This is a genomic window from Solimonas marina (genome assembly GCF_012241385.1).
Taxonomy (GTDB): Bacteria; Pseudomonadota; Gammaproteobacteria; order Nevskiales; family Nevskiaceae; genus Solimonas; species Solimonas marina.
The window spans coordinates 374,669-387,650 of sequence record NZ_JAAVXB010000001.1; the positions used below are offsets into that span (position 1 = coordinate 374,669).

11 protein-coding genes are annotated in these 12,982 nt (G+C 69.1%); all 11 read right to left on the minus strand.

Annotated elements, in window-relative coordinates; translation table 11 throughout:
- Positions 1 to 3: 3 nt before the first annotated feature.
- Positions 4 to 3,453, minus strand: coding sequence for a response regulator (locus tag G7Y82_RS01635; RefSeq protein ID WP_168146246.1), 3,450 nt, complete (start codon positions 3,451 to 3,453; stop codon positions 4 to 6).
- A gap of 121 nt (positions 3,454 to 3,574) precedes the next feature.
- Positions 3,575 to 5,266, minus strand: a complete 1,692-nt coding sequence (locus G7Y82_RS01640; protein WP_168146247.1) for a PQQ-dependent sugar dehydrogenase — start codon at positions 5,264 to 5,266, stop codon at positions 3,575 to 3,577.
- A gap of 95 nt (positions 5,267 to 5,361) precedes the next feature.
- Complete coding sequence (locus G7Y82_RS01645; RefSeq protein WP_168146248.1) at positions 5,362 to 5,736, minus strand: response regulator; 375 nt, start codon at positions 5,734 to 5,736, stop codon at positions 5,362 to 5,364.
- A gap of 236 nt (positions 5,737 to 5,972) precedes the next feature.
- Positions 5,973 to 6,686, minus strand: a complete 714-nt coding sequence (locus G7Y82_RS01650; protein WP_168146562.1) for an adenosylcobinamide-GDP ribazoletransferase — start codon at positions 6,684 to 6,686, stop codon at positions 5,973 to 5,975.
- Positions 6,683 to 7,267 (minus strand): histidine phosphatase family protein, encoded by a 585-nt coding sequence (locus G7Y82_RS01655; protein ID WP_168146249.1) that lies wholly within the window; start codon positions 7,265 to 7,267, stop codon positions 6,683 to 6,685. Before G7Y82_RS01655 ends, G7Y82_RS01650 begins: the two co-directional genes overlap by 4 nt.
- A 2-nt stretch (positions 7,268 to 7,269) precedes the next feature.
- Positions 7,270 to 8,355, minus strand: coding sequence for a nicotinate-nucleotide--dimethylbenzimidazole phosphoribosyltransferase (cobT, locus tag G7Y82_RS01660; RefSeq protein WP_168146250.1), 1,086 nt, complete (start codon positions 8,353 to 8,355; stop codon positions 7,270 to 7,272).
- 2 nt (positions 8,356 to 8,357) lie between these two features.
- Positions 8,358 to 8,891, minus strand: coding sequence for a bifunctional adenosylcobinamide kinase/adenosylcobinamide-phosphate guanylyltransferase (gene cobU, locus G7Y82_RS01665; RefSeq protein WP_168146251.1), 534 nt, complete (start codon positions 8,889 to 8,891; stop codon positions 8,358 to 8,360).
- Positions 8,888 to 10,384 (minus strand): cobyric acid synthase, encoded by a 1,497-nt coding sequence (locus tag G7Y82_RS01670; protein WP_168146252.1) that lies wholly within the window; start codon positions 10,382 to 10,384, stop codon positions 8,888 to 8,890. Before G7Y82_RS01670 ends, cobU begins: the two co-directional genes overlap by 4 nt.
- Positions 10,381 to 11,406, minus strand: coding sequence for a threonine-phosphate decarboxylase CobD (gene cobD / locus G7Y82_RS01675; protein WP_168146253.1), 1,026 nt, complete (start codon positions 11,404 to 11,406; stop codon positions 10,381 to 10,383). The genes G7Y82_RS01670 and cobD overlap by 4 nt, the downstream gene beginning before the upstream one ends.
- On the minus strand, positions 11,399 to 12,316 hold the full coding sequence (gene cbiB / locus G7Y82_RS01680) for an adenosylcobinamide-phosphate synthase CbiB (RefSeq protein ID WP_168146254.1): 918 nt from the start codon (positions 12,314 to 12,316) through the stop codon (positions 11,399 to 11,401). The genes cobD and cbiB overlap by 8 nt, the downstream gene beginning before the upstream one ends.
- Before the next feature lie 31 nt (positions 12,317 to 12,347).
- On the minus strand, positions 12,348 to 12,953 hold the full coding sequence (gene cobO / locus G7Y82_RS01685; protein WP_168146255.1) for a cob(I)yrinic acid a,c-diamide adenosyltransferase: 606 nt from the start codon (positions 12,951 to 12,953) through the stop codon (positions 12,348 to 12,350).
- Positions 12,954 to 12,982: the final 29 nt, after the last annotated feature.

Sequence of the window (12,982 nt, forward strand, 5' to 3'; positions counted from 1 at the left end):
GCCCTATTTCGGCATCCACACGCGAATCAGCGACAGCAACTTCTCGACATCGAGCGGCTTGGCGATGTAGTCATTGGCCCCGGCCGACAGGCATTTCTCCTGATCGTCCTTCATCGCCTTGGCGGTCAGCGCGATGATCGGCAGGCGCCGCCACTCGCTGCGCCGGCGGATCTCACGCATCGCGGTGAAGCCGTCCATCTCCGGCATCATGATGTCCATCAGCACCAAGTCGATGCCGTCCTTGCCGACACCGTGCTGCACCAACGCGTCGAGCGCCTCGCGGCCGTTGCGCGCGATCTCGATCCTGGCGCCCTTCGGCTCCAGCACGCTGGTCAGCGCGAAGACATTCCGCACATCGTCCTCGACGACCAGCACGCGGCGTCCCTCGAGGGTGGTCTCGCGATCGCGCACGGCCTTGAGCATGCGCTGGCGCTCCGGTGGCAGCTCCGACTCGACCTGATGCAGGAACAGCGTGACCTCGTCGAGCAGACGCTCGGGCGAGCGCGCGTCCTTGATGATGATGGACTTCGAGAAGCGCCGCAGGCGTTGCTCCTCGTCGGCCGACAACGAGCGGCCGGTGTAGACGATGATCGGCGGGAACGCCAGATCGCCCTGCTCACCCATGCGATCGAGCAGTTCGTAGCCGGACAGATCCGGCAGGTTGAGATCCATCACCATGCAGTCGAAGGTCGTCGACTGCAGCTGCGCCAGTGCTTCGCGGGCGCTCGACACCGCAACAATCTGTACGGCGTCACCGGCCAGCAGCTGGCCGATGCTCTGCCGCTGGCGTTCGTCGTCCTCGACCACCAATACGCGTCGCAGGCTTTGCAGGAATTTTGCCTCGAGGCGCGCGAACGCCTGCACCAGTTGCTCACGCTTGACCGGCTTCAACGCATAGCCGATCGCGCCGCGTTCGAGCGCTTCGTGCGTGTAGTCCGCCACCGACGCGACGTGCACCGGGATGTGCCGCGTCTGCGGATTGCGCTTGAGCTGATCGAGCACGCCGAGACCGGAATGATCCGGCAGGTTCATGTCGAGCACGATGGCATCGGGGCGGTAGCGTTCGGCGGCCGCCAGACCCTCGCCGGCGCTGGGCGCCACCACGCATTGAAAGCCCAGCTCGTGCGCGAGGTCGCGCAGGATTTCCGCGAAGCGCACATCGTCCTCAATGACCAGGATGGTGCGCGCGTCGTTGCGCAAATGCTCGCGATCGTCGTCGACCGGGATCGCCGGCACGATGCCGCGCGGTATCGTCGGTGCCGGCGCGATCTCAGCGGCCGGGACATCCGGCGACGGCGTGATCGGCACCGTCGTCGGCACGATTCTCTCGGCCGCGCCGCGATAGACCGCCGGTAGCAGCAGTGTGAAGACGCTGCCCTCGCCCGGCGTGCTGTGCACGGCGATATCGCCGCCCAGCAGCCGCGCCAGATCGCGCGAGATCGACAGCCCCAGGCCGGTGCCGCCGTAGCGACGATGCGTGCTGCCGTCGGCCTGACGGAAGGCTTCGAAGATGATGTCGAGCTGGCTCTCGGCGATGCCGATGCCGGTGTCGCGAATCGCGAATGCCACCATGCCGTCGTCGGCTGCGAACACCCGCACCGAAACGCTGCCCTGCGCAGTGAACTTCAAGGCATTGGCGAGCAGATTCTTGAGAATCTGGCCAAGGCGCTGCGCATCGGTCTCGACGCGCTCCGGCACCCCGGGCTCGACGCTGAGGCTGAGGCTGAGCTGCTTCTGCGTGGCGATCGGCTCCAGCGTGCGAATCAGGCTTTCGATCGCCGGGGTCACCGGCACCGGCTCGATCTGCACATCGACCTGTCCGGCCTCGATCTTCGACAGGTCGAGAATGTCGTTGATCAGCGTCAGCAGATCGGTGCCGGCCGACGAGATGGTCTGCGCGAACTTGACCTGCTGCTCGGTGAGATTGCCGTCCTTGTTGTCGGCCAGCAGCTTGGCCAGGATCAACGTCGAGTTCAGCGGCGTGCGCAGCTCGTGGCTCATATTGGCCAGGAACTCGCTCTTGTACTGATTCGCGCGCTCGAGTTCGTCCGCCTTTTCGCGCAGCACGTCCTGCGCTCGACCCAGATCGTCCTTCTGGTGTTCGAGCAGCTGCGTCTGTTCTTCGAGATGCGAGTTGGTCTGTTCGAGCTCGGCCTGCTGCGCTTCGAGCTGCGCCTGCGATTCCTTCAGCACGCGGCCCTGCTCTTCGAGTTCTTCGTTGCTGACGCGCAGCTCTTCCTGTTGCGCCTGCAACTCCTCGGCCTGACGCTGCGTTTCCTCCAACAGGGCCTCGAGGCGGGTGCGGTCCTTGGACGCACGCACGGCGACACCGACCGCCTCGGAAATGCGCTCGAACAATTCCAGATCGACGTCCAGCAGCGGCCGGAAGAACGCCAGCTCGACGACCGCCTGCACATCGCCGTCGAAGCGCGCCGGGCCGATCAGCAGCTCGCGCGCCTTGCTGCGACCGAGCGCCGACGTCACCGTCAGGTAACCGTCCGGCACGTCACGGATGCGCATCGCCTCGCCGCTCTTGGCCGCCTGCCCGAGCAGGCTGTCTCCGGAACGGATCTGCTCGTCGCCGGCACCGGGCGTCAGCGCATGCGCGGCGAAGCGTCGATAGTGGCCGCTGTCGAGCATGTAGATGGCCCCGGCTCGCGCGCCCATGAAGCGCGCTAGATAATCAAGGATGTTTTGGCCGAGCACATCGAGCCGCTGCTCGCCCTGCATCTTGGCGCTGATGCCGGCCTGACCGGCGCGTACCCAAGCCGCACGCTCGCGTGCGCGGTAGTCGCGCGAGGTGGCGATGCCGGCGACGAGGATCAGGGCGATCAAGACACCCGCGCCGCCAAGCTGCACCATCGTCGAAAACTCGACGGCATGGCGCCAGGCACTCTGCGACTGCGCCAGCTCCGCGCGCTGCTCGGATTCCAGGGCGTCGAGCTCGGTGCGGATTCTGTCCATCAACAGCTTGCCGCGGTCGGTATTGACGATCGCCAGGGCCTTGGCCGTGTCGCCGTCGCGCTGCGCCTGTATCGACACGGCAAGCTCGTCGAACTTGGCCGTGATCAGTTGTTCGACCGCGTCGACATGCTGCTTGCTACGCGCGTCCGGCAACAGCTCACGCAAGCGCTTGATCTGCGCCGGCCATTCGGCGCGCGCGTGCATGTAGGGCTCGAGGTAGCGCTCATCGCGCGTCAGCAGATACCCGCGCTGGCCGGTCTCGCCGTCGGTGAGCGTCGACAGCAATTGCTTCATCGCATCGAGCGCATCGCCGACACGATCGACGTCGGCCGACGCCTGCGCGCGGACCTGCAGCGTCTGATAGGAGAACACCGCGATCAGCACGACGGCGACGATCGCCACCAGGAAGCCCGCAAAAGAGCCGGGCGGCAGCGGCGGACCGGCATGCGCACCCCGCCCCAGCTTGGCACCCAAGGATGCATTCGTCATGTTGAAGCTGCTCCCCCGTCGTCCTTGACGCCGATCTGCACCGATCCGGGCGCCGCATACCGTGCAACGCAGTCCGGAATCATACGCAGCGTCGAATACTGACCGCCAGACGCACGCGCGCTCACGGGGTCACCGGCGCGATGCGCCAGATCCGCTCGCCGACATCGTCGCTGACCAGCAAGGCACCATCGTGGGCGATGTCGACACCGACCGGCCGCCCCCAGACGCGGTCGTCGTCGAGGACGAAGCCGGTCATGAAATCCTCGTAACCACCGCGCGGCTGGCCGTCCTGCATCGGCACCCGCACCAGCTTGTAGCCGGTGCGCAGGCTGCGATTCCACGAGCCGTGCAACGCGACGAACGCGTCGCCGCGGTAGGTCGCGGGAAACTGCGCGACGCCACGATCGGCGTCGTAGAACACGATGCCCAGCGCTGCCGAGTGCGCCTGCAACGGCACGTCCGGAACACGGACCTTGCCCTTCAGGTCAGGACGCGCGCCAGCGTGGCGCGGGTCTTCGTGATCGCCGAAGTAATACCAGGGCCAGCCGTAGAACGCGCCTTCGTCGACACGGGTCACATAGTCCGGCACCAGATCATCGCCGAGCCCGTCGCGCTCGTTGGTTGCACACCACAACGCGCCGTTCGCCGGCTGCACGGTCATGCCGACACAGTTGCGGATGCCGGTGGCATACGCCCGCGGCGCGGATGTGCCGAGCGGGTCGGTGACCAGCACGTCGGCGCGGCCGGTTTCACCACCCCAGCTGGCGCCGAGGCCGTGCTGGTGCTGCCATTCGAGCAGGCCGCCACGCGGTGTGCCCGGCATGCCTTCGGCGACGTTCGAGCCGGAGCCGACCGAGATGAACAGCTGCCGGCCATCCGCTGAAAACTGCAGATCGCGCGTCGTATGCCCGCCGGTCGTCTCGACGATTTTGGCGACGATGGTCTGCGCCTTGCCGCGCACCTCGAGATCGCCGTTGCGGTACGGATAGCGCAGCACGCGATTGTTCTCGGCGATGTAGATCCAGTGCGGATCGTTGCCCGCCGGGTAGAACGCGATGCCGAACGGCCGGTCGAGTCCGTCGACGAAGACCTCGCGCCGTTCGGCGTGATCGGTGCCGTCGGCGCCGCGCAAAACCCGCACGCGGCCGGCCGTCGTCTCGGCGACGAAAACATCGCCGTTCGGCGCGACACGCAAGCGCCGCGGATCGGACAGATCGTCGGCCCACAGGCTGACCACAAAGCCGGGAGGCACTTTCGGCCACGCCCCGCGCGGCTGGGCAAGCGTCTGCGCACGATTACGCGATGACGGCGTCGCATAAGGCGCCGGCAAGCTGGCGAGATCAAGCTGATGGTGCTGGCCGGGCGCGTCGCGGCGCCAGTCGCCCGCCGTCGAGCGCGCAGCCGCGCCCGCCGCGGGGGTTGCCGCCGACGTCGCCGCATGGGTGGTCGCGAGGAAGGCGATCAGATCGGCGCGCTGCGCTGCGTCCGGCGTTGCGACCGGCATCGCCGTCCCGGGCACCAGCTTCGACGGCGCGGCCAGAAAGCGATCGAGTGTGGCGGCGTCCCAGGTCAGGCCGGCGTCGCGTAGCGCGCGCGTGTAGCCATAGCCGTCGACGACCGCCGCTGCCCGGCCGACCACGCCGCCCAGGTCCGGCCCGACCGCACCGCCGGCGACACGGCCGGCGCTGTGACAGATCGCACAATTCTGTTCGAAGCGCTGCCGGCCGGCCTGCGCATCGGCCTGCGCCGTCGCGGTGTTGCCCAGCGCGCACAGCGCGAGCACTGCCAAGGCAGGGAGACGCGTCACGGGCATCGCTTCGTTTCCGGTGGTAAACGACAACGGTAACGAAACGGCCGGCACCGATCATGAAACCGCCGTCAGCGAAGCCGCGGCGGACCGCTGCCGGCTCAGATCAGCGGCGGATAGAGAATCTTTTCGAGCGCCGCGTGCAGTTGCTCGGCGCGATAGGGCTTTTCGATGAGCGTCGTCTCGGCGTACGACGCGGACAGCGTGCCGCGGCCGTAGCCGGTCGCGAAGACGAAGGGCACGCCGCGCTCGCGCAACACGTCGGCGACCGGATAGCTGAGTTCGCCGTCGACGTTGATATCGAGCACCGCGGCGTCGACGCCCTCGAAGCGGGCCATGCGCAGCGCCTGATCGAGGTGCGTAGCCGGACCGACGATCTGCGCACCGAAAATCCGCAGCAGCTCTTCGAGCAGCATGCCGATCAGTGGCTCGTCCTCGACGACCAATACGCGTTTGCCGAGCAGTGTGTCGCTCATGAGCGCGCCAATTGCATTACGAAGCGACTCCGGTTCGTATCGTCATCATGCGGTTGCCACAGAGCCCGATCCCACTGGCACCGGCCTCGGCCACAGCGTCGTAGCCGTTCCATCCCCAGCGCGAAGACCCGCACCCCTGTCCGTCCGCCCCTCCGGAGTGCCGGTACTATACCGCAGGCGGCCCGGCGCCAACCGCAGCATGCCGGCGATGTGGTGTCCGCCACACGGCGATCGGCTCAGACGGTCAGGGCCAGCAACGCCGCCGCTTCGATGATTTCGATCGCCGCGCCGGCAACATCGCCAGTGAATCCGCCGAGCCGCGACTGCGCCGCCGTGCGCACCAGGACCAACACCAGGATCGCCGCCACAGCCGCGGCTGCCGCCCCGATCGCGCAGGCCAGCGCAACGCTCAGTCCTGCGACCAGAAACGCCGAGCTGCATTGGGCGCTTGCCATCGCGCTGCCCAATCCGCCGGGCCGGACGTAACGCGTGGTCGCGAACAGGACCGGCGCGCTGGCCCGCGCCAGCATCGGCACCGCCACCAGCGCCGCAGCGGGCGCGACGGCTTGCAGCGCCGCGAACTTCAGCAGCACCACCAGCAGCAGCGTCACGATAGCCGCCGGCCCGGCGCGCGGATCCTTCATGATCGCCAGCGTGCGCTCACGATCGCCGCGACCGCCGATCCACGCGTCGGCACAGTCGGCGAGTCCGTCCAGATGCAGAAAGCCGGTCATCAAGGCCCAGGCCGCCAACAGCAGCGCCGCGCGCAAGGGCGCAGGGGCATCGCCGAGCATCATCGACAAGGCCCATAGCACGGCACCGAGCAGGGCCCCGACCAGCGGATACCAGCACAGCGAGCGCGCCAAGGCTGTCGCCGACGGCGGCGGCAGGCGCAGCGGCAGCACGGTCAGGAACTGCAGCGCCACCAGCAGCGGCCAGGCCGGCATCAGAGCATCCCGCCGTCGCCGTAACGCCGCAGCTGCACGCGGCCATCGGCGTGTGTCAGCTCGGTGCTCACGCACATTGCGTGCGGAACGCTCAGCGCGCTCAGCGGCGCCGTCGTTCGCGGCTCGCACCATGACAACAGCATGCGCAGCGGCCCGCCGTGAGTCACGACCAGGACGTCGCCGCGACCGCCTGCCAACGTCTGAAGCGCCGCCGCAAGGCGCTCGCGCAGCGCCGTCAAGGTTTCGCCGCCGGGCGGCGGATGGGCATCCGGATCGCGCCAGAAATCGCCGAGCGCCTGCGGTTCGCGTGCATGCAGCTCGGCCACCGGCACGCCATCCCAGGCGCCGAAGTCGAGCTCGCGCAAGCGCGGGTCGAAGCTCAACGGCAAAGCACGCAAGGCCGCCAGCGAACGTGCGAAATCCGCACAGCGCCGCAACGGCGAGCTGACGATGCGCGCACAGGGCATCGCCGTCGTCGCCGCGCGCATCTGCGCCATGCCGGCCACCGTCAACGGCGCGTCGGTGCGGCCCAGATAGCAGCCCGGACGCGTCGTTTCGCCGTGACGCAGAAACCAGGCGCGCATGCTCACGCGCGGTCGGCAACGCCGGCTTCGGCAAACGTCGCCATCTGCGCGTGCAGCGCGCAGGCGCTGCGCAGCAGCGGCACCGCAACCGCCGCGCCGCTGCCTTCGCCGAGGCGCATGCCCAGATCGAGCAGCGGCTCGGCCTGCAAGGCTTCGAGCAGGACACGGTGGCCCGGCTCGGCGGAGCGGTGGGCGTAGAACAGCCAGGCGTCGCAGCCCGGCGCCAGGCGCGTCGCCGCCAACGCCGCGGCACTGGCGATGAAGCCATCGACCAGCACCGCGATGCCGCGCTGCGCACAGGCGACATAGCTGGCCGCCAGCGCCGCGATCTCGAAGCCACCGACGCTGCGCAGCGCGTCGAGCGGCGCGTCCGGCGCCAATGCGTGGCGCGCCAGCGCCGCATCGATCACCGCCGCCTTGCGCATCACGCCAGCCGCATCGAGACCGGTGCCGGGCCCGGCCAGCGTCGCCGCCGCGCAACCAAGCAGGACGCAGGCCAGCGCCGTCGCGCTGCTGGTATTGGCGATGCCCATGTCGCCGCCGATGAACAGTTCGACGCCGGCGTCGGCGGCACGTAGTGCCGCGGCGCGACCGCGGTGCAGGGCCTGCGCGAGTTGCGCATCGGTCATGGCCGGCGCGCGCGCAAAGTTCGCGGTACCGGCGGCGATGCGTTCGTGACGCACGCCCGGCAGCGGCGGCCCGGCAACGACGGTGCCGAGATCGATCACTTCCAGCGTCGCGCCCAGCGTCTGCGCCATCACGCTGATCGCGGCGCCGCCGTGCGCGAAGTTCGCGATCATTTGCGCGGTGACCGCTTGCGGAAACGCCGACACGCCTTCATCGGCAATGCCGTGATCGGCGGCGAACACACTGATCTGCACGCGATCGACGCGCGGCAGCACGCGACGCTGCAGGCCGGCGAGGCGCTGCGCCAGCGCTTCGAGCCGGCCCAGCGAGCCGGGCGGCTTGGTCAGTTGCGACTGGCGCTTGCGCGCACTCGCCTCGACCTGCGCATCGGGCACGGCGATCGGATCGTGCAGCCAGGCGGTCTCGCGGCCATCGACGGCGGCAGTGTCATGGGTGGACATCTCTAAAGCGCTCCCTTGAGGACCATCGGCAGGCCGGCGACGGTGAAGATCACACGCGAACTGAGCGCCGCCAGTTGCTGATGCAGTACGCCGGCCTCGTCGACATAGCGCCGCGTCAGCGCACCGAGCGGGACGACGCCAAGCCCGGTTTCGTTGCCGACCAGCAGCACCGTGCCCGGCAGCTGCGGCAGCGTCGCCAGCAACGCGTCGCGCTCGCGCGCGAGCAGCGTCTCGTCGTCGGCGCACAGCAGATTGGTCAGCCACAGCGTCAGGCAATCGACGATCAACGCGCGACCGTGGTCGGCGTGCACGCGCAGCGCAGTGGCCAGCGCGACTGGCGCCTCGACGCTGCGCCAAGCCGCAGGGCGGCGCGTGCGATGCGCAGCGATGCGCGCCGCGAACTCGGCGTCGCCGGACATCTCGCGCGCCGTCGCGATGTAAGTCACCGCATCGCCGTGCGCAGCGATGGCCTGCTGCTCGGCGAAGCGGCTCTTGCCGGAACGCACGCCGCCCAGAATCAACGTCGTCGCGCTCATGGCGGCACCGCGTCCTGTGGCGCCGGCGCAGTGCTGACACCCAGCAGCCCCAGCACCGACGGCAGATCGAGATGCGCTTCCAGCGTGTCGGCGAGTCGTTCGAGCGAGCGCTCGCGCAGCGCATCGCGATCGATGCCGACCGCCTCCGCCAAGCCGGCCCAGGCGAGCAAGGCGCGACATGCCGACGGCGTGTCGAACAGTCCGTGCAGATAGCTGCCCGCGACCTGGCCATCGTCAGCGATCGCACCGTCGGCGCGTCCGTCGTCGAGACGCACCAGTGGTCGTTGCATGGCGGCGCCGCTGCAGACGCCGGCATGAATTTCATAGCCGTTCACCGCAACGCCGCCATCCAGCATCAAGCGCCCGGTGACGTTACGCAGCTGTTTGTCGGCCGCCAGCGTCGTGTCGAGGTCGAGATGGCCGAAGCCATCGCTGACGCCGGCTTCGCTTTCGATGCCAAGCGGATCGGCGATGCTCCGCCCGAGCATCTGCAATCCGCCGCAAATGCCCAGCACGCGGCCGCCATAGCGCAGATGCCGTTGCAGATGGCGATCCCAACCATGCGCGCGCAGCGCGGCAAGATCGGGGCGTACCGCCTTCGAGCCGGGCAGGATGATCAGATCGGCCGGCGGCGGCACCGCGTCGATCGCGACATAGTCGAACGCCATCTGCGGATGTGCACGCAGCACGTCGAAGTCGGTGTGATTGCTGATGTGCGGCAGCAGCGGCGCGATGACCCGCAGCGGCGCGTCGGCAGCAGAAGCGTCGCGACGCGCGACCGCGTCCTCGGCGTCGAGGTCCAGGCCATGTAGATAGGGCAGCACGCCGAGCACGGGGCGACCGGTGCGCTGTTCGAGCCAGCGCAGCCCCGGTTCGAGCAGCGCGAGGTCACCGCGGAAGCGGTTGATGACGAAGCCGCGCACGCGTCGCTGCTCGCGGTCGGACAACAGATCGAGGGTGCCGACCAGGTGCGCGAATACACCGCCGCGATCGATGTCGGCGATCAGGATCACCGGACAGTCGACCGCTTCGGCGAAGCCCATGTTGGCGATGTCGTGATCGCGCAAATTGATTTCGGCCGGCGAACCGGCACCTTCGACGACGATCGCCGTGTACTGCGCGACGAGCCGCGCATGCGATTCGAGCACCGCCGTGCGCGCGATGCGCTTGTAGTCGTGATACCCGCGCGCATCCATGTTGGCGAGCACGCGACCATGGACGATGACCTGCGCGCCGGTATCGCTGTTCGGCTTGAGCAGGACGGGATTCATGTCGGTGCTCGGTGCGATGCCGGCGGCCTGCGCCTGCAGGGCCTGCGCGCGGCCGATCTCGCCGCCGTCGGCGGTCACCGCACTGTTCAAGGCCATGTTCTGCGGCTTGAAGGGCGCCACGGCGACGCCGCGGCGGCGCAGCACGCGGCATAGCCCGGCGACCAGCGTGCTCTTGCCGGCATCGGACGTCGTGCCCTGCACCATCAGCGTTCTGCCGCTCATGCCGCTCTCTCGGAGCGGACCGCCTGCGTCGCCGCCGCCAGCGCGCTGTCGAAACGCGGCCACGCATCGGCTGGCGGCAAGCCGATGCGCAAGCTTGGCATCGGCACCGCGGTATCGCCGCGATACAGCCGCGTCAGCACGCCGTGCTGTGCCAAGGCGTCATGCAGCGCCGCTGCCTGCGGCGTGGTCCACCATTGAAACAGCGCACAGCCGCGCGTCACGGCACCGATCTGCGCGTGCAGTCGCGCCGCAAGGCCTTGCGATTGCGCGTGCAATTGCACGCGCGCCGCGCGCTGCCAGCGACGATCGCGCAGCGCCGCACGGGCGATCACGCGTGACGGCCCGGCGATCGGCCAGGGCCCGAGCGCATCGGCCAGCGCAGCGCGCAAGGCCGGCGCCGCCGCGACGAACCCGACCCGCGCACCGGCGAGGCCGAAGAATTTTCCGAACGAGCGCAGCACGATCAGTCCGTCGCGCGTCGACGCCGCGTCGACCAGACTGTCTTGCGGTGTCGCATCGATGAAGGCCTCGTCGACGATCAGCCAGCCGCCGCGCGCGTGCAGACGCGCATGCAAACGCAGCAGCGCGTCGCGTTCGAAGCGTCGGCCATCGGGATTGTTCGGCTGCGCGACGATCACTACGTCGTGATTGGCGCTCGGCAGCGCGGCGGCGGCGAGCGGTTCGACGACATGCCCGGCACGCCGCCAGCAATGCGCCGGCTCGGCATAGCCCGGCGTCAGAACCGCGACGCGGCTGCGCGCACGCAACGTCGGCAGACACTGAATCGCCGCCTGCGAGCCGGCGACCGGCAGCAGTTCGGCGCCGTAGTACGCACGCGCCGCGGCACGCAGGTCGTCATCGTCTTCGGGCAGGCGCGCGCAAGCTTGCAGCGCCTGCGCCGCGAGCGCCGGCGGAATCGGCCACGGCGCCGGATTGAGGCCGGTCGACAGATCGAGCCACTGCGCCGGCGCGCGGCCGTAGTGGCGCGCTGCCGCCTGCAGCCGGCCGCCATGCTCAAGCATGACGCCACCCGACGATGACCAGACCCGCGACCGTCGCCAGCAGCAGCCAGCCGAACAGGCTGATCCGCACCAGCGCCAGCGCGCGATCGATATCGGCGACCTGCGGCGTGGCGCCGAGCCCGAAGGCCGGCTTGTCCTTCCACACGCCGAAGTAGCGGGCGCCACCGCCGAGGCGAAGGCCGAGGCTGCCGGCACCGGCGGTCATCACCGGTCCGCCGTTCGGGCTTTCACAATGCGACGCCTGCTCGCGCCAGCAGCGCAGCGCATTGCGCGTACCGCCGAGCAGCGCATAGCTCAGCGCCGTCAAGCGTGCAGGCACGAAATTGAGTCCGTCGTCGAGGCGCGCGGCCGCCCAGCCGAAGTAGGCGAAGCGCGGGGTGCGATAACCCCACATGGCGTCGAGCGTGTTGACCAGCCGGTAGACGATGACGCCGGTGGCCCCGGCGACGGCGAACCAGAACAGCGCGCCGAACACGGCGTCGTTGCCGTTTTCGAGCACCGACTCGACGGTGGCCGACGCGACGCGCGTGGCGTCCATGTCCTCGGTATCGCGGCTGACGATGGCGCCGACGCGCGAGCGTGCCAGGGGCAGCTCACCAGCGCGCAGGGCTTCGGCGACACGCCGCGCGTGCTCGCTCAGGCTGCGATGGCCAACACAGACGTAAAGCGCCAGCGTCGCGAACACCGGCCCCAGCCAGGCCTGTCGTACGAGCCATGCGGACAATGCCAGCGGCGGCAGGACCAGCAACAGCAGCGCCACGACCCCGCGTGCACGCTGCGCACGGCCGCGGTTGAACACCGCCTCGACGCGGCTCGCGACGCGGCCGAACACGACCAGCGGATGGCCGCGGCGCGGTTCGCCGAACGCCGCGTCGAGCAACAGCGCCGGCAGCATCAGCAGCAGATTCATGCCGCGTCGGCCGGCAACGATGCGCCGGCCATCACAGCTCGACGCCCTTTTGCGCCTTGATGCCGGCCTGGAAGGCGTGTTTGACGACCATCATCTCGGTCACGGTGTCGGCCGCCTCGATCAGCGCCGGCGGCGCGGCGCGGCCGGTGACGACGACATGCTGCATCGGCGGGCGCGCGGTCAGCGCCGCGACGACCTCGTCGACATCGAGATAGCGATGCTTGAGCGCGATGTTCAGCTCGTCGAGCACGACCAGCTCGTAGCCGGGATCGCGCAGCATCTCCAGCGTGACATCCCAGGCCGCACGCGCGGCGCGAATGTCGCGCTCGCGATCCTGGGTTTCCCAGGTATAGCCCTCGCCCATCACGTGATAGCGCACGCCGGCGATGCCGCGAAAGAAGTGCTCCTCGCCGGTCGCGTAACGACCCTTGATGTACTGCACGACACCGACGCGCATGCCGTGACCGAGCGCACGCGCGACCATGCCGAACGCCGACGAGCTCTTGCCCTTGCCGTTGCCGGTCAGCACCAGCAGGACACCGCGCTCGGTCTGCGCCGCTTCGATCTTTTGATCGACGACGGCCTTCTTGCGTTGCATGCGCGCGCGGTGGCGCGCATCGAGGCTGTCGTCGCTCATGCCGGCCACGCGACGTCGGCGCGCGACGT

What these genes read in the sequence shown, in the direction of transcription:
- G7Y82_RS01645 (WP_168146248.1), bottom strand. Translation starts at nt 5,736, where the DNA reads ATGAGCGACACACTGCTCGGCAAACGCGTATTGGTCGTCGAGGACGAG.
- cobU (WP_168146251.1), bottom strand. Translation starts at nt 8,891, where the DNA reads ATGAGCGCGACGACGTTGATTCTGGGCGGCGTGCGTTCCGGCAAGAGC.
- G7Y82_RS01640 (WP_168146247.1), bottom strand. Translation starts at nt 5,266, where the DNA reads ATGCCCGTGACGCGTCTCCCTGCCTTGGCAGTGCTCGCGCTGTGCGCG.
- cbiB (WP_168146254.1), bottom strand. Translation starts at nt 12,316, where the DNA reads ATGAATCTGCTGCTGATGCTGCCGGCGCTGTTGCTCGACGCGGCGTTC.
- cobD (WP_168146253.1), bottom strand. Translation starts at nt 11,406, where the DNA reads ATGCTTGAGCATGGCGGCCGGCTGCAGGCGGCAGCGCGCCACTACGGC.
- cobO (WP_168146255.1), bottom strand. Translation starts at nt 12,953, where the DNA reads ATGAGCGACGACAGCCTCGATGCGCGCCACCGCGCGCGCATGCAACGC.
- G7Y82_RS01635 (WP_168146246.1), bottom strand. Translation starts at nt 3,453, where the DNA reads ATGACGAATGCATCCTTGGGTGCCAAGCTGGGGCGGGGTGCGCATGCC.
- G7Y82_RS01655 (WP_168146249.1), bottom strand. Translation starts at nt 7,267, where the DNA reads ATGCGCGCCTGGTTTCTGCGTCACGGCGAAACGACGCGTCCGGGCTGC.
- cobT (WP_168146250.1), bottom strand. Translation starts at nt 8,355, where the DNA reads ATGTCCACCCATGACACTGCCGCCGTCGATGGCCGCGAGACCGCCTGG.
- G7Y82_RS01670 (WP_168146252.1), bottom strand. Translation starts at nt 10,384, where the DNA reads ATGAGCGGCAGAACGCTGATGGTGCAGGGCACGACGTCCGATGCCGGC.